The following is a 24567-nucleotide window of genomic DNA, read 5'->3' on the forward strand; positions in this document are numbered from 1 at the left end:
CGCCGTAGGTTTACGTCATTTTTAAATCATGCCATCACCCGTCGTTTGCCCACAACAACCGGGTGAAATAACGCTGTTTTAGTCAGCGAAAGAAATTAACTGGCGCGTTCATAGCTGCGGTGCGGGTGTTTGCGCATGGCCGTCAGGTCAATGCCATCGAGCAGCCAGTGTAATTGCTCGACCGTCAGTTCCAGCATTGCCACCTCGCGTGGCCATGCGAACCGGTCTGCTTCCAGGCGCTTTAACAGAAGCCAGAATCCGGTGCGATCCCAGAGCAAGAGTTTGATACGGTCGCGGCGCTTGTTGCAGAAGACATAGACCGCAGCCGCAAACGGATTGAGCCCCAAGGCCTGCTCCACTAATGCGGCAAGTCCGTTAATGCTCTTGCGGCCATCGACTGCATCCCGGTGCAGAAATACCTTCAGTCCCGGGTCGAAGCGGAACATGGCAATTGGCAGAGCATCTGAAGGAGCGAGAATAAGTCATCGCAAGCCGGGCAGCTGGTATCGATCTCAACGCCGTTGGGTAATCTGGCACGCAGCGTCGCAACCGTCACCGGCGCTGCGGCGCTAACCGCCACCACGGGGATAAACGCAGAGGCAATCGCTGGCACGCACCCCACCGTAGTGGATGCCGCACCCCCTTCGCGCTGATACTGGACGATCCACTTGCGCAACAAATTAGCATTGAGGGCGTGCTGATACGCCAGTTTGGCCACCGATACACCCGGTCGCAAACCGGCTTCCACTAATTCGCGCTTGGCGCGAGGGTCATACTGACAACGACCGTTTCGCAAGCGCTTGATGACCAGAGCGCACGATAATACTGAGTGATTCTCTACCATAGGTGTCCACCTCTTGTTGACGTGGACACCATCTTCGCTACTCTTGATGCGTTTTACCAGACGTGCTTAATGGATCGCTTACGTTTATGGCGCGCTTTTGCAGGTCTTTCTGCACCACGATGCTCGCACTGATTAGCTACTTTAAGTACCCGATAGAAGGTCGACTCTGAGGCAATATACTGCCCTTGATCGGCTAGGCGTGGCACGATCTGGCTGGGTAGCAGATGGCCAAATTGCGCCGAATTGGCAACGGCTAACAACCGTTGGCGTTCCAACATGCTCAAGCTGTTTTTAGGCGCTTGTATCCGCGCTGGACGACGGTCCGCCGTGCCTGAAATGCGATCGTTTTGCCAGCGCTGCAAAGTGCGTTCTGACAGGGTAATGAGTACGCAAGATTGACTCTGTCGTGCGCCAGAATTGACCGCTTCTGCTACTAAAACTAGGATGTGTTCGCGCTCTGAATGGGACGTCATTTTTCCGCGTCCTCCCACAGCGCTTGGAACTTTTTTTATAGTATCAGTAACGCCGCTGCCTCCGCTAAGGCTTTTTCTTTGCGCTGTAATTCGCGTTGCAAGCGCACGTTTTCTTGTTTCAACGTGCGATTGTCGATGGCGTTGGTGTCCAGGCCATCACAACTCAGCTTGCAAAACTGGGTTCTCCATTGGCTCAGATGATAGGCAAATAATCCCCGATTTCTACACCACGCATTTAATTCTTCACCAGCTAAACGATGACTTTCAGCAAGGGCGGCAAGGCGTTCTTGCACTGTCCAATCTTGTGGACGCTGCGCACCTTGTAATGGCGATGACGGCGCTGCTAGCGCCGCGTTCCTCATCCATCTTGTCAGCGTCGATAAACCAAGGTTTAATTCCGCACTGATTTCTTTTAAGCTCCGATTTCATCGGTCGCGGTATTTATAAGAGATTGCTCTTTAAGGGGAGGCGACAACTAGTCTGACACAGGGGGGGCCAGCAAGCGCGAGTCGATCGGATGGACAATCGCTTTCTCCATGACCGTCGTATCGACAATCACGCGTTTGACGCTGGCGGGCTTGATGACCGTAGCCCGTTTGGCCACCTCAACGCTCTGCGCCAGCAATTCTTTCATGCCGACTTCGCCCAGGCGCTTGCGCCAACGGCTTAGACTGGGGAGAATAGGGGAAACGGAAAAAATAGTACGTTAAGGATATTCCCCCGTCCGTAGCGATCGAAATTGCCCCTCATCGACTTTCCGGTTCTGGCGCCAAACGTAATCGCCGGTCAGGTTGATGTGCTCCCAGCCCAGCGGTGACATGTACCGCTGCAGGGAGTCGTCTTTCAAACTGCCACCGCCGCGCAACGCCTGAGCAGCCCGTTCCAGGTAAACGGTATTCCACAGCACAATCGCCGCCGTCACCAGATTAAGGCCGCTGGCCCGGTACCGCTGCTGCTCGAACGTCCGGTCCCTGATCTCGCCAAGTTGGTGGATGAAGACCGCCCTGGCCAAGGCGTTGCGCGCCTCCCCCTTGTTTAACCCTGCATGCACACGCCGGCGCAGTTCGACGTTCTACAGCCAGTCGAGGATGAACAACGTTCGCTCGATGCGGCCCCACTCGCGCAGCGCGATCGCTAGGCCATTCTGGCGCGGGTAGCTGCCAAGCTTGCGCAGCATGAGCGATGCGGTGACGGTGCCGTGCTTGATAGACGACGCAAGGCGCAGGATCTCGTCCCACTGCGCGCGCACATGCTTGATGTTCAGAGTGCCGCCGATCATGGCCTTTAAACCCGGGTAGTCGGAGATTAGGCCTGGAATGTACAACTTCGTGTCGCCCAGGTCGCGGATGCGCGGCGCGAAGCGAAATCCATGCATGTGCATCAACGCGAACACGTGGTCGGTGAAGCCGGCCGTGTCCGTGTAATGTTCCTCGATACGCAGGTCCGACTCATGGTAAAGCAGCCCGTCGAGCACGTAGGTCGAGTCGCGCGTGCCGACGTTGACCATCTTGGTACTGAACGGTGCGTACGTGTCCGAAATATGGGTGTAGACCATCTTTCCCGGCTCGGCCCCGCACTTCGGATTGATGTGGCCGGTGCTTTCGGCCCGGCCGCTGGTGCGGAAACGCTGTCCATCCGACGACGAGGTGCTGCCGTCGCCCCAGTGCACGGCAAATGGGTGGCGAATCTGGACATTGACGAGATCGGCCAGACCGGCCGAATACGTCTCGTCCCGAATGTGCCAGGCCTGCAGCCACGACAGCTTGGAGTAATTCGCTCCCGGGCTCGATTCCGCCATCTTGGTCAGGCCGAGGTTGATCGCATCGGCCAGGATCGCCGAAAGCAACAGCGTCCGGTCCTGAACCTGGGCGCCGCTTTTCAGATGTACGAAATGACGGGTGAAACCGGTCCAGTCGTCCGCGTCCATCAGCAGCTCGGTAATTTTGATGCGTGGCAACAGATTGCTGGCCTGGTCGATCAGCGTCTGCGCCGATACTGGCACTACTGGATCCTGTGGTGTGATTTTTAATCCTGTGTCGGTGATGATCGCATCGGGCAGCGCGTTGGCCAGCGCAAGCCGGTTGACCATGGCCAGTTGCTGGTTCAATAAGAGCACGCGTTCCAGAAGGTACTGGTCAAGGTCCGGGTTAATTGCAATGGGCAGCGCACGCGCCCTCCTGAGCGCCGTGAATTTGTCCAGCGGCAGCAAGTAGTCCTCGAAATCTCTGAACTGGCGCGAACCCTCAACCCAGATGTCCCCTGAGCGCAGGGCGTTTTTCAGCTCCGAGAGAACGCAGATTTCGTAGAAACGGCGATCGATACCCTCATCGGTGATGACCAGCGGCTTCCACCGCGCCTTGACGAATGAGGTCGGGGTATCCTCTGGCACTTTGCTCGATCCGGTCGTGTTCATCTGGCGTACCACGTTGATGGCGTCCAGGATCGTTTGCGCTGCCGGTGCCGCCTTCAGCTTGAGCACGTCCAGGAACTCGGGGGTGTACCGACGTAGTGTGCCGTACTGTTCCCCGATTAGGTGCAGATAGTCGAAGGTCTGTGGCTGGGCGAGCTGGGCTGCTTCGGTGACGCTTCGTTCGAACTCGCTCCACGGAAGCACTGTTTCGATCGCGGCATACGGATCGCCGCCGGATTCTTTCGCTTCGACCAGCGCCCGGCCAACCTTCGAATACAGCCGCACCTTATCATTAAAGGCCTGGCCCTGCTTCTGGAACGCTTGCTGATGCTTGTTCTTGGCGGCGTTGAAAAGTTTCACCATGATCCGGTCGTGCAGGTCGATCAGCTCGTCGATGACGGTGGCCATGCCCTCAATCACCAGCGCGACCAAAGTTGCGTAACGCCGCTTGTCCTCGAAATCTTCCAGATCTCGCGGCGTCATTTGTGCGCCCTCCCGTGCCATTTTCAGCAGTCGGTTCTGGTGGATCTGGCGGCCGATCCCGTCCGGCAAAGCGAGCGACTGGGATATCTTCAGGCGCTCGATGTGCGCCCGCACGTAACGGGAATTTGGCCTCAATGGCGACTGGCACAGCCATACCAGCCAGGTGGTATTGATGTCCGGCGCAACGTTGAGCAGGTTGTCCAATTCGCGCAGATGGTGCGGCTCCAGAGGTTCCAGCAGTGCCCGGTAAATGTGCCGGTTGGCACGTGTCACCGCTTCCGCGCAGGCCCGCTCAATGACAGTCAGCGCCGGCAGAATGGTGTGTCGCTGTCGCAATGTCTCCAAGGCCTGAGTCGCGAGCACCAGACCTTTATCGGTCTGCATGGCGAGATCGGCAAGGCTGTGCACCAGGCTGCGGAAATCCGACACACTGAACGCGGACAGGCTGAGGTAGGTGCGCAGTTCTTGAAAGTGTTCGCGTCGCGTTTCATCGCGAACGCCGTACTGCGGCCAGGCGGCGGCATTACTTCGTATCTGGCGGGCGATCCACTGGATTACCGGAGACGGTACCGGCATGTCGCTGGCCAGCGCGTAGCCCGGATAACGTAGCAGGCAAAGCTGAACGGCGAAGCCGATGCGGTTGGCGTCGCCGCGACGCTGCCGGATCAGGGACAAATCGGACGCCGTGAAGCTGTAGTGTTGGATTAGATCGTCTTGCTCTCCGGACAAGTCCATCAGATTTCCCCGCTCGGTGGCGGACAGGATGGAACGGCGGGGCATGCGGGCTCCTGTGAGCATGGATGGGACGCGTTGCGCAAACGAACCTTTATGCAACCAGATCGTCGCACACCATCTCTGTAGCGGTTGCATGGTGCATAAATGTATTGCATAATGGCTTCGATTGGCAACAGGTTTGTGACACATACCGTATCGAGGAGTAACCCTGTGAATTCTCAAGGCATGCAAGTGAAAGAAACGGCCACTGGACTGGTCACCGACATTCGCATACTGATCAACGAAGCGCAGGCTGGGCTGGCGGCGACGGTTAACTCGGCTTTAACGATGCTCTACTGGCGCATCGGTCGACGCATACACACTGAGATACTCCAAGGTGAACGAGCTGGCTATGGAGAGCAGATCGTCGCTATGCTGGCGCGACAGTTGGAGGTCGATCATGGTCGTGGACTTAGCACCAAAAATCTACGTCACATGTTGCGCTTTGCCGAAATATTCGAGGCGGAGGAAATTGTCTACGCACTGAGTAGACAATTGAGTTGGACCCATTTTCGCAGCCTGATCTACATTGACGATCCCCTTAAACGCGAGTTCTATCTGGAAATGTGTCGCAGCGAAGGCTGGAGTACCCGCACCTTGCAGGGCCGGCTCGATTCCATGCTGTTCGAGCGCACCGCGCTCTCGCGCAAGCCCGACGAATTGCTGACAACCGAACTGGCGACGCTGCGAAATCAAGGAATTCTGGGCCCTAATCTTGTGCTAAAAGATCCCTATGTCTTGGACTTTCTTGGGTTGCAGGATCGCTACCTTGAAAGAGACCTCGAAGACGCCATTCTGCGTGAGTTGGAAAATTTCCTGCTGGAGTTGGGCGCAGGCTTCAGCTTTGTCGCTCGCCAAAAACGGCTGCAAATTGATAATAATGATTTTTACATCGACTTGCTGTTCTACAACCGCCGTTTGAAACGTCTGGTTGCGATCGAGCTGAAACTGGGCGAATTCAAGGCTGCTGATAAAGGCCAGATGGAGCTTTACCTGCGTTGGCTTGCCAAATATGAACAAGAACCCGACGAAGCACCGCCGCTGGGGATCATATTGTGCACGGGGAAGAACCGTGAACAGATAGAATTGCTGGAACTTGGCCAAAGCGGCATCCATGTCGCCGAATACCTGACCGGCTTGCCGTCTCGGCAATTGCTGGAACAAAAGCTCCATGAAGCGGTGACGCTATCGAAGGCGCGGCTGGAGAATCGACTCGGCCCGACGGAGACTGAAGATGAGTAAGGAAAAGACCAGATCATGCGAATAGGTTATGCCCGAGTCTCCACCCAGGACCAAGACAACGCGGCACAGATTACCGCGTTGCATGCAGCCGGATGCGGAAGGATATTTGAAGAAAAAGCATCTGCGGGCCGCTGGGCCCGCCCCGAATTGAGCCGCCTACTCGATCAGTTGCGCAAAGATGACGTGCTGGTGGTCTGGAAGCTCGATCGTCTGTCGCGCTCGCTCAAGGACGTGCTGGCACTGATGGAGAAAATCGAGCTGGCGGGGGCTGGTTTCCTCAGCATGACCGAAGCCATCGACACGACTTCACCGGCAGGACGAATGATGATGCAAATCGTTGGTTCGTTCGCTGAGTTCGAGCGTGCCATGCTACGCGAGCGCACGCGTAGCGGCTTGTTGGCCGCCCGTGAGGAAGGTCGCATCGGTGGTCGCAGACCCAAGCTCACGCCAAGACAACAAAAAGAAATTCTTCACTTGGTCGGCTCCAGTCAAAAAACGGCTGCTGATGCTGCTCGACTTTTCAATGTGCATCCGTCCACCATTGCTCGGCTATTGGCCCGAAATAGGCTAGAAAAGCAGTCATAGAAGCTTAACGTACTATTTTTCCGCTTCATCTGTTCTACCCAATTACATTAAATGAAGTCGAATTTTATAGGCGCTTAAGCGAGATCCTTGATTCTCGTATCTCCAAGTTGATGCAGTGCTTTTTCAAAAAAATCTATAGAACCAAAATTGCCCGATTTAAGTGCCAGTGCTAACGGTACACCGCCCGTTGACACGGTCGCTGGTACACCTGGCTCAATTTGCTTGCCTATTCGCAATGTCGTGATATTGAGCGCCTTCACCACCGCGCCGGAGGTTTCTCCCCCCGCCACTACGAAGCGCCGCACACCTAGATGAAGCAAACCGATGGCAATTTCAGCTAAGGTATTTTCAATTAACGCACCCGCCCTTTCTGCGCCGAGTTCAGACTGTACCTGTTTGACTTGAACTGGGGTAGTGGTGGCGTAAATCAGCGGTGCTTGTATTGCCAGATACTGGTGTGCAAACGCCAGTGCGTTTGCCACCACCGGTTCGCCCCGGGCCACGGCTAACGCATCAATGTGAAAGGATGGATGTTTTTCCTTCCATGAAGAGACTTGCGCATTAGTCGCTATTGAAGCGCTGCCAGCCAGCACTGCGGACCACCCATTAATCGCAGGTAATTCGCTGGCCTGAGCACTTTGCTGTGGGCTTAACAGGCCGGCTCGGACAAAGTTAGCAGGCAGACCTAAAGCGATGCCGGAACCACCAGTAACTAAAGCTAAATCTACGCAGGCAGCGCCTATGGCATATAAATCCGAATTTTCCAGTGCATCAACGATCGCCATGCGCACACCCTGTTTGCGTAGAGAGGTCATTTCAGCACCAATTGCAGGACTACCTTGCGCCACTACCGGATAGCCAACCAGACCTACTTTAGCAGTGGTTTGTTGTTGTAATACACGTACCAGATTAGCGTCAGTCATCGGCGTCAGGGGATGGTTTTGCATCCCCGCTTCGTTGAGTAGCTGGTCGTGAATAAACAGACGGCCGCGATACAAGGTACGACCAGTTTCTGGAAATGCCGGGCAAGCAATCGTGAAATCCGTACCTAATGCATCGAGTAGGGCATCTGTGACTTGCCCGATGTTACCCTGGGCAGTCGAATCAAAAGTGGAGCAGTATTTAAAGAAAATTTGACGACATCCCTGTTTTCGCAACCACGCCAGTGCGATTAACGATTCCGCGACAGCCTGATGCGCTGGCATCGTACGTGATTTCAGTGCAATCACAATGGCGTCGACATTTGTCGGTGCCAGATCAGGCACACCGATGGTTTGCACTGTGCGCATACCTTCGCGTACCAGCATATTAGCTAGATCGGTACCGCCGGTAAAATCATCGGCGATGCAGCCGAGCAGGATGGAATTTGTCATGTCGTTATATGGAAATTTTACAATGAGTAAGTCTGGTTAACTTTCAGCAATACGCAATCTCACGGGCTAGACGTTTTAATGCTGTTTGGGAACCATGAATAGATATCAGCAGAGTTCTACTGCATCTTCGCTAACGAAACCAAATCTACGCCTGCACCGCAATTAAATATCAGAAAAACAACGCAAAGAAGACGTTCACGCCAATCGGATTGGTGCGTTTATCGCGATCGATTTATAGGCTGCCTCCACCAGCGTTTGGGCAACCACTCCGTCATGCAGCGAAGGAGACGGCAGGATGCCATGGTTGAGTGCATATACAAATGCTGAAAGCTCAGTAAGATAGGTCGCGTCAAATCGTTCAAACCAATCTGGTAAATGCGTGCGACTGTTACTTTGTGAGATCGCATCATCGGCCAAAACCAAGTTGATCGCAGGGTCACCGGAAGTCAATACGCCCTTGGAACCGAATACGTCGAGGCGCTCATCATGCCCGTACGTCGCGCGCCAGCCGATATCGAGCTGGAACAACGCGCCGCTTTGCATGCGCACGATTACGGCACCGGTGTCGATTTGACCGATATCGGCATAAGCCTGATCGATCAGTGTGGAGCCGGTGGCAAACACTTCCACTGGTTCCTCGCCTGAAATCCAGCGTGCCAGATCGAAAAAATGAATGCCGAACTCTCCGAACAGTCCACCAGAGCTCTTCAGAAATTCAGGCGACGGCGGGGTTGCCGTTTTAACGGTAAAGCGCAAGCTTTCAAGACGTCCCAGCTGTCCCGTCGCTACCGCTTCGCGAATGCGTGTATATCGCGCATCAAAGCGTCGATTGAAGCCGACGCTGGCGACAACACCCGCGCGATGTGCCGCATCTCTGACAATAATCGCCGAATCCAGATCATGCGCTACCGGCTTCTCCATCAGGAACGGCTTGCCTGCGGCGATACATACCAACGCGACTTCTTTATGGGAAGTCGTTGAGGAAGCGATGATGACGGCGTCCGCTCTCTCACAAGCTTCTTCCAGAGATGCTGCACTCTGGCAGCCGTGCCGTTCGGCGAAGACCCGGCTTGCTTCAGGATTAACGTCGAACACGCAAGCAAGCGTCGCCCCCGCGCATTGCTGCAAGCGCTGGGCGTGAATGCCGCCTATCCATCCGGTTCCAATAATGGCAAAGTTAATCACTTTAAACTCCTTGCGAGCGAAATTTCACGGTTTCGAATGTGCGTGACTGCGCTGAACGGGCGATAGTCTCCACAATTTCGGCGACCCGGTAGCCGTCCTCGAAAGTCGCCCGAGGAGCAACCGGCTTACCTGCGGCGATGGCTTCCAGCATGTGTCGCGCCTGATGGGCAAAGCATTCGTTCCAGCCGAGGGGGTGCTGACCCTGGATACCAATTGGCAACCAGAAATCACTATAGGGATGCTCTGCCTGAGTCACCATCTGGGTACGCGGGCCGCGTTTTGGTTCATAGATAACGAGTTCGTTGAGCCGCTCCATATGGAAAGCGATAGAACGTTTGGTGCCATCAACCTCAATGAACCCTCCCAGATTATGGGCACTGGCCACGCGTGAAGCTTCAAAAGAAGCGCTGGCGCCATTGTCGAGCTGAGCGGCGCAAATAAAAGAATCGTCGTTGACGTCGGTGATTTTGCCGGCAGGATCTTTGGTCCAGGTATTGGTCATGGCCGCTACAGAGGTTACTTCGCCAACCAGGAAACGCGCCTGATCGACATGGTGTGATCCTAAGTCCCCGAGCGCACCAAGGCCAGCCTGTGATCGGCTGAAACGCCAGGATAAAGGGTCGCCCGTCACCATATTGAGCAGGAAGCGCGAACGGTAATGGCGAATTTCTCCGAGTTCGCCCGATTTAATCATTTCGCGTGCCAGATTGAGTGCCGGAATCGATCTGTGCATGAAGGCGCACATCGCGGTGGCACGTGTCGCCTCGACGTTTTTCCATAGCTGGTAGGCCTCGTCCGCGGAGCCTGCCAGGGGTTTTTCACAAAATACTGCTTTACCCGCTTTCGCAGCTGCAATCGTTGGTTCCGCATGAAGATGATTCGGTCCGCAGTTGATGAGCAGGTCGATATCCGTGGCATTCGCCACTTCACGCCAGTCACCAGTGATGCGCTCAAAACCATAACGTTTCTGCGCCTCCGCGGCGAGTTCCAAATTTTGGTCGGCTATCGCCACCAGACTGATATCAATCTTGGGTGACCAGCTGGCCATAGATGCATTGCGAAATGCCAGCGCATGCATTTGTCCGATGAAGCCCGCGCCAATCAAGCCAATTTTAATCATTATATTTTCTCCTCAGGGTTGAATATGGCGCAGTGTCCGAGTCGCTCGGTCTGTTGCACCTCTTGTATCAAGTTCTATCATGATGAGCTTCGGTTTAAATGTCAAACAAATTGTTGACAAAGTTGTTGGGAGTTCTATACTAAGCATAACGCACCTCATTTGAAGGGCGCATTCATAAAAGGAGACGGGCATGAGTACAGAGTTTTCACGACGACGTTTTGGACAGGTCTTACTAGGTGCCACCGCCGTATTAACCTGCAGCGGCGTATTTGGTGCCGTGGCCAGTTCAGGTAAAAAAATTGCCATCATGCCTAAGACGCTCATCAATGATGTCTTCCAGATCAAGATTGTCGAGGCGGCAGAACGTGCTGCAGCCAAATTAGGTATACCGACCGAGCGCTTCGGATCGCGTAACGACGTCGCTATTCTGGATCAAATTAACACTATCGAAGCTCTTATCGCTCGCGGCGAATTTGGGGGCATTGTCCTTGCGCCGGTCGTCGAGCGTGGTTTGGGCAATGTACTCCGCAAGGCGAAGCAGGCTGGCATTTTTGTAGTGTTGGTCGACAGCAAGACAGATGGCGACGCGTACGTCACATTGATTGATGGCGATAATCTTAGAGCATCAGGCGCTGCGGCAGATTACGGCGCTAAGCTGATCGCAGGAAAAGGCAAAGCGGCAATGCTGGAAGGTGAACCCGGCGGCTCAACCGCTGCCCAGCGCACGCAAGGTTTCCATGAGTCGCTCAAAAAATACCCAGGTATCCAACTAGTAAGTTCCATTACCGGGCATTGGACCTTGCCGGGTGGCGTGCAAGCCACTGAAGGAATCATTGCCGCTCACCCTGATCTTGACCTCATCTTCGCTGCCTCAGACATGATGGGAATCGGTGCCCGTCAGGTGCTTGATCGTGCAGCGAAGAAGGCAGAAGCCAGCGGTAACGCGGTGCAAGCCAAGAAATTTTCTGATGTCAAAATTGTCGGCTTCGATGGTGTCGCCGAAGCGGTCCGGCAAATCTGGGCTGGAAAGATGTCAGCCACAATTTCGGTGTATCCCGATGTCATGGGCGGTAAAGCGGTTGAGATATTGGGACAACTGATGAAGGGTGAAAAACAGCCATCCGATTTTTCTAAACATATTGATGCCGGATTGATTGTGGTGACACCGCTCAACGTCGATGCTTTCGCGAAAGCGAATGGCATCCAAAAGGGATGAGCTTGTTTTTAGCAAACCACATTAAGTCGGGTGCAGCTATATAAACACATCCGTAAAAAAGCGACATTCGCTAGGAATCGTCGCTTCATTGCTATCGAATCAACACATTATTCACCACTACATTTTGGAGGGTCTATGGCACTTCTTTCCGTCCGCCATGTGCGGAAGCAATTCGGCGCGCTGTTTGCGCTCGACGATGTCTCAGTCGATTTCAATGCAGGTGAAGTTGTGGCCTTGCTCGGCGATAACGGCGCTGGAAAATCAACGCTGATCAAAGTTATTTCCGGTACTTATGTACCCGAAGAGGGCGAACTCTTTGTGGGCGGCGAAAAAGTCGTCTTTCCAACACCAAAAGCGGCGCTCGAAGCGGGGATTCAGACCGTATTTCAGGATCTGGCACTTTGCGACAATCTAGATGTCGTTGCCAACCTTTTTTTAGGACACGAGCTGCGCAAGTCGATTTTTCCCGGCCTATCATTTTTCGATACGGCGCGCATGCGAAACCGGGCGACGGAGTTGCTCAAGGAGCTGGCCGTCGATCTACCCAGCGTGGACGTCAAGATCAAAGATCTGTCAGGCGGTCAACGGCAATCAGTGGCTATTGCCAAAGCGGTAAACGCCGATTGCCGCATCATCATCATGGATGAACCGACGGCTGCATTAGGCGTGGCCCAGACCCGCAAGGTGCTAGCGCTGGTGCGAGAGTTGCGCGCACGTGGTATGGCGGTGATTTATGTCACCCATAACATGCACGATGTTATGGAGGTTAGTGATCGTTGCGTGATCATGAAGAACGGCCGCAAGATTGGAGAGATTGCCACCTCTGCGGTCAGCAAAGATGAATTGGCAAACATGATTATTACGGGTGATATGAAGCCCCCGATTGCTGCCCCATCACCCCTTCCTGTCTAGGTGCAATATGTCTAAAAATATTCTTACTAAAAGTCTCTCGCAGAGCTCTGATGCAGGTGTGTTCGCCAGTTCTTTATGGAGACTGTTCGACAAGATCGGCCCGCTGCTGCTGCTAATCGTCATCTTGCTGGTTGTCACGATCATTCATCCAGCTTTTTTTACTAGCGCCAACCTGATGACCATCGGTTTGCAGGCGTCAATCAGCGCACTGCTTGCCATCGGTATGACGTTAGTCATCATTTCCGGCGGAATCGATCTTTCAGTTGGCACGATGATGTCGCTTTCCATGGTCGTCATGGCGATTTCAACCACGATGTTCGGGGTACCTATGGGAGCCGGACTGTTAGTTGCCCTTGGCCTTGGTGTGCTGGGTGGCGCGATCAACGGCTTCCTGATTGCATACGGTCGGCTTCCCGCATTTATTGTGACGCTAGGCATGATGGGGATCGCGCAGGGAACAGCATTAAAATTTTCCGGCGGCTATTCGATGTATGGCTTTCCTAACTGGTTTGGCTACATTGGCAACGGCGACTTGTTAGGTATTCCATTCCCTATCTGGATCGTCGCCGTCTTTGCAATCCTCGCTCACTATGTATTCACCCAACGACCTATGGGCCGCTATGCATTTGCCATGGGCGCAAGTGAAGAAAGCGTCAGACGTGCCGGAGTTGACGTCAAGCGGCTGAAAATAAAAATATATATGTTTGCCGGACTCGCTGTCGGCTGTGCCGCGCTGGTACTTTCGTCCCGCATCAATTCAGCCCATCCCGGTATCGGACTCGGTTACGAGCTCGATGCTATCGCTGCTGCCGTCATAGGTGGGGCAAGTCTGATGGGTGGGCGTGGCAGCGTTACCGGTGCGATTACCGGCGCATTAGTCATGGCGACCATTCGCTTTGCGCTGAACGTTTTCGGTATGGAGCCATTCTTGCAACAAATCGTAGTGGGTGTAGTGCTAATCGGCGCGGTTTATCTCGACACGATCCGCGTTGCTCACGAAGAAAGCCGCACCAAAGTGCGTGCCCGGCAACATTAATCATCTTTTTCTCACCATTGGAAATCACGAAATGAACTCAACTATTTTATCGAAACTTGGCCGTCGTTTGCGGCTGGGCATGGTCGGCGGCGGCTTTGACTCTGTTATTGGCGAGACCCACAGGATTGCTTATCAGACCGACGGTTACTATGAACTGGTGGCTGGCGCTTTTTCGATTGACCAGGAAGTATCCCGTGCCACAGGTGCGGCGTTGCTGGTATCTGCCGATCGTATTTATGCCGATTATAGGGAGATGGCAAAACGCGAAGCTGCGCGCGCAGATGGGATTGACGTAGTGGTGATCGCCACGCCTCCGCAAATACACAAGGACGTTGCGCTGGCGTTTCTTGAAGCGGGTATCGATGTCATCTGCGAAAAACCGTTAACCAGGACAGTCGCGGAAGCCGAAGAACTAGCCGCACGCGTGGCTTCGTCGGGGCGTTTATTTGTCCTCACACATTGTTATTCCGGTTTTCCGATGGTGCGCCATGCCCGTGATCTGGTCAGATCTGGCGCGCTGGGAAGGATACGCATGATAGAAATGGAATTTGCCGGAGGTGCCCCGGGTGTCTCAGTTGAACCTGAGGACCCTGCACAACGACACTGGCGCTTTCGTGCCGCATCGATGGGCAAGGAAGCGCTGCTTGGCGAGGTCGGCTCGCACGGCTATCATTTAATGAGCTATATCACTGGCATGTTGCCTCAGCGCCTGTCTGCGCGTATGCAGACACTGGCACCGCGGCGTGAAGTATATGACAACGCCTATCTTGATTTTGATTACAAGGAAGGAGCTGTCGGCCGCTTGTGGGCCAGCTATGTCGCAACAGGCACCCAGCATGGCTTGTCGTTTCGGATTTATGGCGATCAGGCAGCGCTGGAATGGCGCGAAGAAAATGCCGAATACCTGCATTTCAGACCGTTAAATACGCCGGAAATGATACTGCGGTCCGGTCAAGACGGCACTTCCGATTTCGTGGCACGTTCATCGCGTTTCCGCCCTGGCCATCCGGAAGGTTATCCATTGGCGTTTGCCAACATCTATGCGGAAATGGCACTGGCGCTGGTGGCCGCTCGCACCGGTGGCGACACCGCAGACATCATGGCGAATTTGCCCACCGTCGCCGATGGACTTGCCGGCATGCGCATGATAGCGGCCGCTACCGCATCTAATCAGAAGGATGGCCACTGGCAATCATTGGAATAACCGTGCAAGGACAACTGTGAAGCGCGCTTCACCGACAAGGTGAGCCGCGCCTCAATGTAGAACATTTCGATCAGGAGAACAGTATGCGAGCAAATGGATTGCAGGACGTCTGGCTGCAAGGACGATGTGCGTTAAATGCATGGCTATCAATAGGTTCCAGTTACAGCGCAGAGGTGGTTGCGCATCTGCCTTACGACGCGGTGACAGTTGATTTGCAGCATGGAATGTTTGATGTCGAAACTGCGTTGACCATGTTACAGGCGATTTCAACCACCGCAGCGGTACCGATGGTGCGTGTGCCGGGTAACACTGCATGGCTGATACAGAAAGTGCTCGATATGGGCGCCTACGGCGTTATCTGCCCGATGATCGACACGCGCGAGCAGTGCGAAGCATTTGTGCGGTCGATGCGCTACCCGCCTATGGGTGAGCGAAGTTTTGGTCCGGCGCGCGGCCTGCTGTACGGCGGAGCTGATTATGCCGATGGTGCCGACGACGCTGTATTGTCGTGGGCGATGATAGAAACTGAGCTGGCCCTGACTAACCTGGAGCAGATTGCCAGCGTGCCAGGTTTGGATGGTCTGTATATAGGACCAAGCGATCTGTCGATGACGCTTGAAGGGGGCATTACCAATCCGCTTTCCCCGCGTGTATCTGGAGAAATTGCGCGAATTATCAGCGTAGCCCGGACGAACAATTTGCGGGTCGGAATCTTTTGTCCCGATACTACTTTTGCACGAGAGATGGTAGCGCATGGTTGTGACCTGGTCACCGTCATGAACGATGCCGGTTTATTGCGTAAGGCCACCGGAGCACTCATAGAGGAGATGCGAATCAGCGCGTAAAAATCAAAAAATAGTCAGTCATAAAAAGCGCGGTACAGCGCAAAAATAACTAAATCAGGAGACACAAGTGCGTAAAGAAATAATTTGTGCCGTCATTTCGACGACCGTGTTGAGTGTTGCTTATGCCGACGACGGTGTGAGCAGCAGCGGCTTTGCCGGGGTGGATGGTTTTGAATTTCATGGTTATGTGCGGGCAGGCACGGGTGCGTCGATAGGGGGAAATGGTAGCGGTGCGCAACCGTGTTTTCAGCTGGCCGGGGCGAGCAGTAAATATCGACTTGGTAATGAGTGTGAAGACTATAGCGAGCTGGAAGTAAAACAGAAACTGTTCACCTTTACCAATGGTTTGAGGGTCAGTGCTGATGCCATGGTGAGCTTATATAATCCAAACAATGTGCTTCCGCATTTTAACGTCAGTACTAATGGGGCGGTGCGGCTACCGCAAGCTTATCTGGAGGCAACCAATATTCCCGGATTGAACCAAGATGCGCGCATATGGGCCGGCCGGATTTATTACCATCGCCATGATATCCACACCATCGATTATTTCTATTGGAATCCAAGTGGCCTGGGTACCGGTATCGACAATGTCGACATCAATGGCTTAAAGTATAGTTATGCGTTTTTTCGCCAAGACAATCAATTTCAGCCCAACCTGACGAATCGTCACGACTTTCAGGTCGATGGGTTTAAGACTAATACAAATGGTAATTTAACAGTAGGTTTGTCGCTGATGCAAAAGCCCGATGGCGTCCCTAATGGCCACAACGGTTTTTCGGTGACCGTGCTGCATAAACAGGACCAACTGTTCGGTGGGTATAACAAGGCTGCCATTCAGTATGGGCAAGGTGCCGGCGACACTATCAATTTTGTTGATCAGATTTTCCCGGATAGTAATTCAAAGCGTTGGCGGTTTAGTGAAAGTTTACTGTGGCAAATTACTCCACAATTTAGTGGCATGTTCGACACTATCTACGAACGCCGGACCAGTCCTACCTATAACCAGAACTGGTTCTCGCTCGGCGTGCGTCCGGTCTATGCGATCACTGAACACTTCAAGATGCAATTTGATCTCGGTCACGACGTCGTCAGTCCTAGCAACGGGCCAACCCGTACTCTGACCAAGTTCACGATTGCACCAACGCTGGCGATGGGCAAATCATTTTTTAGTCGCCCGGAACTGCGCGTATTTTATACTTATGCAAAATGGAATAAAGCAGCGCAAGATGCTGCAATCAGCAGCACCACTCTTGCAAGAAACGGGGAGTTCGGGAATGCATTGCATGGCTCCAGTGTAGGCATTCAATTGGAAACCTGGTGGTAGGGTTTTTATGGTGAGAGGCCGGACCCCATCAGACGGTCTTGCGCCTCTTCGCGTAAAACATGCATTCTGCGGAGATAGTCTATGTCTCCTGCAGAAGGCGGTGAGATATTTTAGCCGCTGATTTCCTCGCCTCGAATATTGATTTCGATGCGAATACCATTTGGATCCATGACATAGATTTGTGCCAACTTTAGTGCTGGCGACTCGACGGTTTCAAATGGGACTCCGAGGCTGCCGATATGGCGACAGAAATCGTGATAATCATGGCCTTCAAAAGCGATATGATCGATGGCGCCAGTCTTGCCAGACTGATCGATTTCGATAAAATTGATGTGAATGGCAGCCACGTCCCCTACATAAATCCAGGTTCCGGGCCGACCGACATCCGGTCGCTTATGCGGGGCGTTTTCCAGTCCTAATACCTCTGTGTAAAACTTGACTGTTTGCTCCGGTTTTACGGTCTCTATATTGTAGTGCTCGAGTTTGCTAAGTCTCATGATACGCCGCCTTGATATGATAGGGTTCTTACTGTATAATTTGTCGACTATATTGTCAACAATAATAATGACATAATATTCAACGATTTTTGGTATTATCTATAAAATAATATTGTTAATTAATAGCTAGAAATCATAAGGTCTGTCATGCGTGCAAATTTGGTTCAGCAGTTGGAGGAGGAAATTGTGTTTGGCGTGCTCCACTCAAAAGAGAAGCTAGTCGAAGAGGAGCTTGCCGAGCGCTTCAACGCCAAACGTCATGTGATCCGCGATGTGCTAGATGACCTGGAGTCGGCAGGATTAATTACGCGCATCCCGAATCGCGGCGCATTTGTGCGGGAATTAACTCCTACCGAGGTCATTGAAATCTATGAGGTGCGCGAGATACTGGAAGTCGCCGCCGCAATGCGAACGCCGCTACCAGCGCCGCAAGCGATACTGACCAATATGGAAGAAATTCAGGCGCGTCATTCGGCTGCTATTGCAGCAGGAGATCTGCGTTCAGTTTTCTATCTGAATATTGAATTCCATCAAGCGCAGTATTCTGCATGTAACAACACCAAGTTAGTCGAAAGTATCATCGAATGCGCAAAACAGGCGCATCTGATTCGTGCCGTTAAATACGCAGAACCCGGACATTTGAAAAAAGTTGAGAAGGATCATCTGGCGATCATAGCGGCGATGAGCGGGACGGACAGGGAGATATTGGTTGCTGTAGTTAAAGCACATTTGCCGGATTCACCTAACGCTTATATTCGCGCTTACGAAATACGTTATGCCGGACGTACCCGATCTGGTACTTAACATCAGCAGCGAATGATAGCTGCAGCCAATTACGCGGGTTACCTTGCTGAAAGCTCTTCGTGAACGTTTTTAAAAACTGTAGCGAGAACGCTCGCAGGTCAAATGGATTTATTGTAAATGGTCTCTCGCCGTTTGTTAACTGCATGCGTTTTTACACAGTCTCGGTCGAGAACTATTGGCAGACTGATTAACCGATGAGTAGTTAGTTTCCATAAATGACGGGCCTAGCACCCTAAAGCGGCCAGTTGCTCCAATATGAGGGAGCTACGCCCAAAGCTCAGAAAATTTAAACTTCTTTTCAAAATAACGAGTTACAGCACTTTTTAAGCCCCATATGGTGATGCCGATGCGTTTTTGACCTAGGTTGCCGATTTTGACTGACCCATGCACGGCTGACCATCTCCCGCGCTGGGCCTACGTTAGCCGAAATTGCTGATGGGTCAATAATTTCCGGCGCACTGGTTAATTTAGCGTCGGCGTCAACAGTGACGTCACACTTAACGTACTATTTTTTCCGTTTCCCCTATTCTCCCCAGACTGAAGGGATCAATGGGCGGCTCGATCTGCAAATACGCCTCGCCCGTAAACACCTGCCAGTAGGAATTCTCGACCCAGCTCCAGACCACTTCTTCATCCGACAAATCATAGACATGCTGTAAATACAGCAAACCAGCGATTAGTCGTAGACGCAGAGCCGGACGACCGCGCCTGGATTGAAATGGCTCGGAAGCAACGCGATCAATGGCGTCCAAATCAATTAGTTCGGCCAACTCGATCAGAGGATGGCGCGGATTCAAATGGTTCAGCAGCGGGAACCCACGAAGTTGCCCGGAAGCTACAGCCTCAGGTTTCGGACCCATAAATACCTCGACAAAATTTGCAAGGAAGTGAATGGAAATATTCCATATTCCCTATTCCTGCAAATTCGGCAACAACTTTTACGCAGAAAACCTATGCCAGAGGCCGCGCCTTGGATTTATTCAGCACCGACTACTTACTCTCAGGCAAAAAATTTCTTGAAAGACACCGGACAGGTCCGTTTCAACAGATAAAAAAGACAATATTAAAGTCGCTGTCTATATTTATTAGGTTAGGACACTGTCTCACATTAGGGCCTGTCCCCAATTAACGGTCTTGTAAACTCTCGCTGAAGCTGCTATTAAGCAGTATTGGATAAGAGGTTACTGGAAATGACAGTGAGACGTTACAGTCTGAGCGATGAGCAATGGGAGCAAATAAAATGGCTATTGCCGGGCAAAGCAGGCGATGTTGGGGCGACCGGTAAAGACAATCGTTTATTTGTTGAAGCGGTGCTGTACCGCTATCGTGCGGGAATACCGTGGCGCGATTTGCCGGAACGATTTGGATTGTGGAAAACAGTCCATACGCGCTTTATTCGTTGGGCGGTGAACGGTGTGTGGGAGAAGGTGTTTGATTACTTAGCGCAAGCGGCAGATAACGAGTACGCGATGATAGACAGTACGATCGTGCGCGCCCATCAGCATAGCGCTGGCATGGTGGGTGTTCAAAAAAAAGACCCGTGAAGCGATAGGCCGCTCCAGTGGTGGCTTGAGCACCAAAATTCATGCCACCGTTGATGCGTTGGGCAATCCGGTGAATTTTTATCTGACACAAGGTCAATGTTCCGATCTTGAGGGAGCTGAAGTGTTGATCTCAGAGTTAACAGCGCCAATGGTGCTGGCCGACAAAGCTTACGATGCCGATGCCCGCATGATCACGCCGTTGAAAGCGGTCGGAAGAACCGCGGTAATACCCTCGAAGAAGAATCGGAAACAACCGCGTGACTATGACAAGTATCTCTACAAAGAACGGCATTTGGTGGAAACATTCTTTTGCAAACTTAAGCAATTCAGAGCCATTGCAACCAGATATGACAAGTCAGCACGAAATCTCCTTGCCGCTATTCACCTCGCTGCATCGGTCATTTGGCTGGCGTAAATAGCGACACTTATATAGTTTAACTTTTTTACAATAACGCTAATTGGGGACACGCCCTAGTAATAATCACAATGTGTGAATATTTTTATGAAGACTTCGTAAGCCCAACCACACGCCGATTGCGATTATCGGAACCAGAATACCTGTCATGATATCTGGATTGATTGGCCAGCCTGCGCCTTTCGCTGCTTTCCCCGCATAATTGAATAAGCCAGCTAAGTAGTACGAGATGGCCACCACAGATAAGCCTTCGACTGCCTGCTGGAGGCGCAATTGCTGGGCAGCCCGTTTATTCATGGATTGCAGAATTTTTCGGTTTTGCTGTTCCTGAACAATGCCGACCCGTGTACGCAATAAGTCATTGGTATGTGCAATGCGTTCAGCCAATGCTTCTTGTCTGCGGGCAGTGGAGGTACAGGTATTCATGGCGGGTGCCAAGCGGCGATCCATGAATTCACCCACCGTAGGTACGCCTTCGATTCGGATTTCGCGTAGTTCTTCAATGCGTGACTGCACTATACGGAAGTATGCTTGCGACGCAGAGAAGCGATAACTGTTCTCCAGTGAAAGTTTTTCAATACGGGCGGCCAAGCCTGTGATTTGGCGTAACAATGCCTGTTCATCGTCCACTTCCATAAGGGATGAACTAGATAATGCATCAGTATCCACCATGGTTGCAGTCAGCATGGCCAACTCCGCTTCGATGACATTCAAGATGGGTGCCGATTTCTGCGCATGTGGCAAACCGAGCAATGCCATCATGCGGTAGGTTTCGATTTCCAACACGCGCTGGATCAAATGTCCGGCCTGCTGCTCACGCAGACCCACGTCGCGCACGACAAAGCGACTGAAACCGTCTGACTGAATCTGGAAATCCGTCCATATTTCCCCTCCTTGCAATACCTGGCTGCCCACTACCAGCATGTTGCCTTCAAACAGTTGCCGCAAGTCTTGAGCAGCCACGTCTGTAGCGACATCGCTTCGATCCAGCACAACATGTGCGGCCACGATGATTTTTCCGCGCAGGCCAAGCAGCCATTCATGTGGAAGATGGGATAAGGGGACTCGGGAAAATGCATCCGTTAGCAATAACGTGGTTTCGTGTTTTTCGGCAAACGTATAGGTGGAAAATTCTGTATGACATTCCCATTTCAGGCGAAATCGGCCGAAGTCATAGAAAAAATATTTTGTTTCCGCACTGGGACGGGCCACGCCAAAATGTACGCAGAGCGCAGACAACATCTCATAATGAGTGCTTGCACTGCCTTCGCTAACGTCGCTGCCCTGATGCGAATAAATAGCCAGATGCGTCAGCCTTTCAGGGGCATCAAGGCGCAAGAATGGGCGCGAATGCACTTCAGCCGCCAAGTGGATACGCAAAGGATGATTCAGACTAGAGTAAGTAATAGACATTAAAAATTAACCGTATCAATCTGTATCAAAAAGTACGATTACCCTATAAACATCGTCCGATATGACAAGCATAGGGCACCGTCCGGAAAGGCGATTTCCCCTGCGGACATGATTGCGCAATGTTAACGGCATCGATCAAGTGTAGAGTTTGCAGGAGCCGCTGGAAAGTATCAGCAAGAGCTGCAGTGGTCAACAAATTTCGGATACAACAATCGTTTTTACTCCCATTTTCCGCTGGTACGCAGTCAATGAGTGCAGTTAAAACCGGAGGCAACCAGGCCAACGCCGTCGTCAATTCGCGCCTCAATAATCATCCCATGACAACCGCTTTAATCGATCGTGAGGAAGCACATATGTCGCTAACTCTACCTGGTCGGTTGCCTCCGGTTTTAACTGCACTCAATGAAGATCGTTTGCACTGTGATCAGGTTGCAAAAATTGTTGCCACACCCATTAAGTGCTCTCTTTTCCTACTAATATATAGGGTAATCGAATACTTGATGTTGACTTTGCTTTTGCCCGCGTCTACAATAAGTCTACCCGTTCCCTACTTGAAAATCGGGTTGGAGATTACTTGATGAAGAAAATCGAATTGATCCGGAAGCTTTCAGAGCTTGACCGCCGAGGCGTGCATGTCATGGCCCGACGCGACATCGAGAAGCTCTTCCCCGAAGAGGGCGAGAAAGCCATGGAGAAGTCACTGCAGCGCATGGTCGCCGACGGCCTGTTGCAACGGGTGGCCAAGGGGCTGTACCTAAACCCGTCCGCAACCAGCAAAAATCGCTGGGTCGCCGAAGAGATCGCCAAGGCGCTGCGTCCAGGATGCCTATCCTACGTTAGCTTGGAATCGATCCTGTCCGAGTATGGGGCGATCTCTCAGATTCCCATCAATCGCATGAACGTGATGACGACGGGGAAAAGCGGTGTGGTCAAAACCCCCTTCGGCACGATCGAATTCACGCACACCAAGCGGGGCGTCGCGGAGATCGTCAAGCGCACGATGCTTGCCAAGGGCCGGCCTCTCCGGATCGCCACCAAGCAGGCGGCCATCAAGGACCTCTTGCGCGTCGGACGCAATGTCAACATGATTGATCGACGAGAACTTGGAGACGAATCACAAGGAGAAGACGCATGAGCGAGGACATGAAGGATTTCAGCGAGCTGGTCGACCTTGCCATGGCCAACCCTGGCCTGTCGGCGATGCGGCCCGTGGTGGAGAAGGAGTTGCTGCATTACGAGATATTCCAAGCTCTCGACGCGGAAGGCCTCCTCAAAGACCTGGTGTTTCAAGGCGGCACCTCGCTACGCCTCTGCCGCGGATCGGATCGGTTCAGCGAGGATCTCGACTTCGCGGGCGGCGTAAACTTTTCCGCCGAGAGCATGCAGAAAATCAAGGATTGCGTCGAGAAGCGCATCGGGAAGCGCTTCGGCCTGAAAGTCTTGGTCAACAACAAGCCGGCGAAGGTGGGCGAGGCCGGCATCCAGAATGTCAGGGTCGACAAGTGGTGGATTTCGATCGAGACCTCGCCGGAGAATCCCGCGATGCCAAGGCAGAAAATCAAGCTGGAGATCGCCAACATCCCAGCCCACACCCGCGAGCTAGTCCCGCTAAAAGCCAATTACGACGTCTTGGGCGGCATGCCCATGGTGATGGTCAACGCCGAGTCGCTCGACGAGATCATGGCGGACAAGATCCTGGCGTTCCCGACATCGCTCTTAGACAACAAGGGCGAGCCAGTGGGTCCCGACTCGGCCAAGATCCGCCACCGCGACATCTGGGACCTCGCCTGGATAGCGACGCGCGGCGCCCAGTTGGTCCCAGAACTCGTCGTCGCCAAGATCAAGGATTACGGCGTGGTGGATTACCCGGGGCTGTTGGCGTCCGCTATCAAGCAAATCCCTCAGATCGTCAAAAGCCCTGAATTCAAGGCTCAGATGACGCGCTTCGTCGATTCCTCGACGATCGCCAAAACACTCGGCGCGCCCGGCTACGACGACTACCTGGCGTCGTCGGTGGGCGGCCTGTTCAGCCAGATGCAGACCGCCCTGGATGCGATGCCCGTCATGGCTGCGTCGCAGGCCACTGCGCCGGTTGCCGATCCCCAAGCCCCCATCAAGGCGACAACTCAAAAGGCCAAGCGCAAGCTAGATGCCGGGCAGGATCGTTGAGGCCACGTCCTTGGGCCAGCGTTTAATCGAGTGGCTGGGCGCGAGCGACGGGTTGCCATGCGCTCGCTGAAGCGAACTCATGGTAAGGCGATTCTTTCTTGCGTTTTCGCTCATGCCCCATTTCCGACCTCGTCCGGCTTAGACGAGTGCAGTGTAGCGGTACCCATAAACTGGTATTTCTGGCAGCATAAACTGGCAATGTTGCAACATTGAAATTATGAAATTATGAAAGTTTATCGAATCCGGATGGTATTGTATCAGCGGGGCTCCCCTCACGTAGACCGCGGCAAATTTCACGACAACGTCATGGTAAATTTGTCTACACGCGTACAAGTTGAAAAATTTTCCTCATTTGTTCTTTAAATTCATAGATTTGGCGAACTTGTCAGGCAAATTCATCTACACGCAGTTGCAAGAAAGCCAGGCAGGTAAATTTGCCTACACATTAATTATTAAATTTGCATTGTTTTTTGGGGGGGGAATTAATTTCTTCACGCAACTTTTGGTTCGTTAATAAAGCATTCTTGTAACAGCAACAGAACTTGTTCAAATTCAGCTTCTCGTACTTACTTTGCTAATTCCACCAGAGGCGTCAACGTACTAACCAAGGTATCGTCGCCGATCGGCACCGAGGTATCGGACGCTTTTTACCCATAATATAAAATATTTCAGCATCGCGTGACGTATTGAATCGTGAGC

At 52.7% G+C, this 24567-nt stretch carries 21 protein-coding genes and 3 pseudogenes; 12 read left to right on the top strand and 12 right to left on the bottom strand.

The features are described from left to right. Nucleotides 1-95 precede the first annotated feature (95 nt). The 6 genes and pseudogenes from tnpB to ACXX82_RS00805 form a co-directional block, all read right to left on the bottom strand. Nucleotides 96-446, bottom strand: coding sequence for an IS66 family insertion sequence element accessory protein TnpB (gene tnpB / locus ACXX82_RS00780; protein WP_458562136.1), 351 nt, complete (start codon nt 444-446; stop codon nt 96-98). After that, nucleotides 422-844: a transposase gene (locus ACXX82_RS00785; RefSeq protein ID WP_458562137.1), complete on the bottom strand. Its 423-nt coding sequence runs from the start codon at nt 842-844 to the stop codon at nt 422-424. Before ACXX82_RS00785 ends, tnpB begins: the two co-directional genes overlap by 25 nt. Before the next feature lie 53 nt (nt 845-897). Then, complete coding sequence (locus ACXX82_RS00790) at nt 898-1317, bottom strand: helix-turn-helix domain-containing protein (RefSeq protein ID WP_458562138.1); 420 nt, start codon at nt 1315-1317, stop codon at nt 898-900. 35 nt (nt 1318-1352) lie between these two features. After that, nucleotides 1353-1679: a hypothetical protein gene (locus ACXX82_RS00795; protein ID WP_458562139.1), complete on the bottom strand. Its 327-nt coding sequence runs from the start codon at nt 1677-1679 to the stop codon at nt 1353-1355. A 134-nt stretch (nt 1680-1813) separates the two neighbouring features. Then, nucleotides 1814-2002 (bottom strand): annotated as a pseudogene (locus ACXX82_RS00800) (IS5/IS1182 family transposase); the annotation flags it as partial. Nucleotides 2003-2023: 21 nt separating this feature from the next. Continuing rightward, nucleotides 2024-4990 (bottom strand): annotated as a pseudogene (locus ACXX82_RS00805) (Tn3 family transposase). A 180-nt stretch (nt 4991-5170) separates the two neighbouring features. Here ACXX82_RS00805 and ACXX82_RS00810 point away from each other — a divergent pair. Together ACXX82_RS00810 and ACXX82_RS00815 are read left to right on the top strand one after the other, a co-directional pair. Then, entirely contained in the window at nt 5171-6226 is a 1056-nt protein-coding gene (locus tag ACXX82_RS00810; protein WP_458562160.1) for a PDDEXK nuclease domain-containing protein, read from the top strand. Nucleotides 6227-6241: 15 nt separating this feature from the next. Continuing rightward, entirely contained in the window at nt 6242-6811 is a 570-nt protein-coding gene (locus tag ACXX82_RS00815) for a recombinase family protein (RefSeq protein ID WP_458562140.1), read from the top strand. Nucleotides 6812-6885: 74 nt separating this feature from the next. Here ACXX82_RS00815 and otnK read toward each other — a convergent pair whose 3' ends face one another. The 3 genes from otnK to ACXX82_RS00830 form a co-directional block, all read right to left on the bottom strand. Beyond that, nucleotides 6886-8184, bottom strand: a complete 1299-nt coding sequence (gene otnK / locus ACXX82_RS00820) for a 3-oxo-tetronate kinase (protein ID WP_458562141.1) — start codon at nt 8182-8184, stop codon at nt 6886-6888. Between the two features lie 195 nt (nt 8185-8379). After that, nucleotides 8380-9369, bottom strand: a complete 990-nt coding sequence (locus ACXX82_RS00825) for a Gfo/Idh/MocA family protein (protein ID WP_458562142.1) — start codon at nt 9367-9369, stop codon at nt 8380-8382. A 1-nt stretch (nt 9370) separates the two neighbouring features. After that, on the bottom strand, nt 9371-10489 hold the full coding sequence (locus tag ACXX82_RS00830; protein ID WP_458562143.1) for a Gfo/Idh/MocA family protein: 1119 nt from the start codon (nt 10487-10489) through the stop codon (nt 9371-9373). A gap of 190 nt (nt 10490-10679) precedes the next feature. Between ACXX82_RS00830 and ACXX82_RS00835 the strand changes: the two genes are divergently transcribed. The 6 genes from ACXX82_RS00835 to ACXX82_RS00860 all read left to right on the top strand — a co-directional run bounded on the left by ACXX82_RS00835 (nt 10680) and on the right by ACXX82_RS00860 (nt 17026). Next, complete coding sequence (locus ACXX82_RS00835; protein ID WP_458562144.1) at nt 10680-11705, top strand: sugar ABC transporter substrate-binding protein; 1026 nt, start codon at nt 10680-10682, stop codon at nt 11703-11705. A gap of 135 nt (nt 11706-11840) precedes the next feature. Next, nucleotides 11841-12617, top strand: coding sequence for an ATP-binding cassette domain-containing protein (locus ACXX82_RS00840; RefSeq protein ID WP_458562145.1), 777 nt, complete (start codon nt 11841-11843; stop codon nt 12615-12617). Nucleotides 12618-12624: 7 nt separating this feature from the next. Beyond that, nucleotides 12625-13653 carry an ABC transporter permease gene (locus tag ACXX82_RS00845; RefSeq protein ID WP_458562146.1) on the top strand — a complete coding sequence of 343 codons (1029 nt, stop codon included), beginning with the start codon at nt 12625-12627 and terminating at the stop codon, nt 13651-13653. Nucleotides 13654-13684: 31 nt separating this feature from the next. Then, a complete protein-coding gene (locus tag ACXX82_RS00850; protein ID WP_458562147.1) occupies nt 13685-14857 on the top strand; it encodes a Gfo/Idh/MocA family protein in 1173 nt (390 codons plus the stop codon). 83 nt (nt 14858-14940) lie between these two features. After that, nucleotides 14941-15702, top strand: coding sequence for an HpcH/HpaI aldolase family protein (locus tag ACXX82_RS00855; protein ID WP_458562148.1), 762 nt, complete (start codon nt 14941-14943; stop codon nt 15700-15702). 67 nt (nt 15703-15769) lie between these two features. Then, entirely contained in the window at nt 15770-17026 is a 1257-nt protein-coding gene (locus tag ACXX82_RS00860; RefSeq protein ID WP_458562149.1) for a maltoporin, read from the top strand. A 110-nt stretch (nt 17027-17136) separates the two neighbouring features. On the opposite strand, the gene ACXX82_RS00865 is transcribed toward ACXX82_RS00860, so the two are convergent. Beyond that, complete coding sequence (locus ACXX82_RS00865) at nt 17137-17523, bottom strand: VOC family protein (RefSeq protein ID WP_458562150.1); 387 nt, start codon at nt 17521-17523, stop codon at nt 17137-17139. A 147-nt stretch (nt 17524-17670) separates the two neighbouring features. Here ACXX82_RS00865 and ACXX82_RS00870 point away from each other — a divergent pair, with 147 nt between their 5' ends. Continuing rightward, complete coding sequence (locus ACXX82_RS00870; RefSeq protein ID WP_458562151.1) at nt 17671-18327, top strand: GntR family transcriptional regulator; 657 nt, start codon at nt 17671-17673, stop codon at nt 18325-18327. Nucleotides 18328-18854: 527 nt separating this feature from the next. Here ACXX82_RS00870 and ACXX82_RS00875 read toward each other — a convergent pair. Continuing rightward, a pseudogene (locus ACXX82_RS00875) lies at nt 18855-19187 on the bottom strand (transposase); the annotation flags it as partial. Nucleotides 19188-19523: 336 nt separating this feature from the next. Between ACXX82_RS00875 and ACXX82_RS00880 the strand changes: the two are divergent. Beyond that, nucleotides 19524-20286, top strand: a protein-coding gene (locus tag ACXX82_RS00880) for an IS5 family transposase (protein ID WP_458562152.1) whose coding sequence is annotated in 2 segments (ribosomal slippage) — nt 19524-19870 and nt 19869-20286 — 765 coding nt in all. Because the reading frame shifts where the segments join, the coding sequence is not laid out codon by codon here. Between the two features lie 66 nt (nt 20287-20352). On the opposite strand, the gene ACXX82_RS00885 is transcribed toward ACXX82_RS00880, so the two are convergent. After that, nucleotides 20353-21699 (bottom strand): DUF3422 family protein, encoded by a 1347-nt coding sequence (locus ACXX82_RS00885; protein WP_458562153.1) that lies wholly within the window; start codon nt 21697-21699, stop codon nt 20353-20355. A gap of 577 nt (nt 21700-22276) precedes the next feature. On the opposite strand from ACXX82_RS00885, the gene abiEi reads away from it, so the two are divergent. Both abiEi and ACXX82_RS00895 read left to right on the top strand, forming a co-directional pair. Next, entirely contained in the window at nt 22277-22834 is a 558-nt protein-coding gene (gene abiEi / locus ACXX82_RS00890; protein WP_458562154.1) for a type IV toxin-antitoxin system AbiEi family antitoxin, read from the top strand. Next, nucleotides 22831-23868, top strand: coding sequence for a nucleotidyl transferase AbiEii/AbiGii toxin family protein (locus ACXX82_RS00895; RefSeq protein WP_458562155.1), 1038 nt, complete (start codon nt 22831-22833; stop codon nt 23866-23868). The genes abiEi and ACXX82_RS00895 overlap by 4 nt, the downstream gene beginning before the upstream one ends. Nucleotides 23869-24567 lie beyond the last annotated feature (699 nt).

This window comes from Glaciimonas sp. GNP009, from assembly GCF_054343755.1.

Bases quoted from the DNA above. Each gene is read 5' to 3' on its own strand.
- tnpB (WP_458562136.1), bottom strand. From the start codon at position 446: ATGTTCCGCTTCGACCCGGGACTGAAGGTATTTCTGCACCGGGATGCA.
- ACXX82_RS00785 (WP_458562137.1), bottom strand. From the start codon at position 844: ATGGTAGAGAATCACTCAGTATTATCGTGCGCTCTGGTCATCAAGCGC.
- ACXX82_RS00790 (WP_458562138.1), bottom strand. From the start codon at position 1,317: ATGACGTCCCATTCAGAGCGCGAACACATCCTAGTTTTAGTAGCAGAA.
- ACXX82_RS00795 (WP_458562139.1), bottom strand. From the start codon at position 1,679: ATGAGGAACGCGGCGCTAGCAGCGCCGTCATCGCCATTACAAGGTGCG.
- ACXX82_RS00810 (WP_458562160.1), top strand. From the start codon at position 5,171: ATGCAAGTGAAAGAAACGGCCACTGGACTGGTCACCGACATTCGCATA.
- ACXX82_RS00815 (WP_458562140.1), top strand. From the start codon at position 6,242: ATGCGAATAGGTTATGCCCGAGTCTCCACCCAGGACCAAGACAACGCG.
- otnK (WP_458562141.1), bottom strand. From the start codon at position 8,184: ATGACAAATTCCATCCTGCTCGGCTGCATCGCCGATGATTTTACCGGC.
- ACXX82_RS00830 (WP_458562143.1), bottom strand. From the start codon at position 10,489: ATGATTAAAATTGGCTTGATTGGCGCGGGCTTCATCGGACAAATGCAT.
- ACXX82_RS00835 (WP_458562144.1), top strand. From the start codon at position 10,680: ATGAGTACAGAGTTTTCACGACGACGTTTTGGACAGGTCTTACTAGGT.
- ACXX82_RS00840 (WP_458562145.1), top strand. From the start codon at position 11,841: ATGGCACTTCTTTCCGTCCGCCATGTGCGGAAGCAATTCGGCGCGCTG.
- ACXX82_RS00845 (WP_458562146.1), top strand. From the start codon at position 12,625: ATGTCTAAAAATATTCTTACTAAAAGTCTCTCGCAGAGCTCTGATGCA.
- ACXX82_RS00850 (WP_458562147.1), top strand. From the start codon at position 13,685: ATGAACTCAACTATTTTATCGAAACTTGGCCGTCGTTTGCGGCTGGGC.
- ACXX82_RS00855 (WP_458562148.1), top strand. From the start codon at position 14,941: ATGCGAGCAAATGGATTGCAGGACGTCTGGCTGCAAGGACGATGTGCG.
- ACXX82_RS00865 (WP_458562150.1), bottom strand. From the start codon at position 17,523: ATGAGACTTAGCAAACTCGAGCACTACAATATAGAGACCGTAAAACCG.
- ACXX82_RS00870 (WP_458562151.1), top strand. From the start codon at position 17,671: ATGCGTGCAAATTTGGTTCAGCAGTTGGAGGAGGAAATTGTGTTTGGC.
- ACXX82_RS00885 (WP_458562153.1), bottom strand. From the start codon at position 21,699: ATGTCTATTACTTACTCTAGTCTGAATCATCCTTTGCGTATCCACTTG.
- abiEi (WP_458562154.1), top strand. From the start codon at position 22,277: ATGAAGAAAATCGAATTGATCCGGAAGCTTTCAGAGCTTGACCGCCGA.
- ACXX82_RS00895 (WP_458562155.1), top strand. From the start codon at position 22,831: ATGAGCGAGGACATGAAGGATTTCAGCGAGCTGGTCGACCTTGCCATG.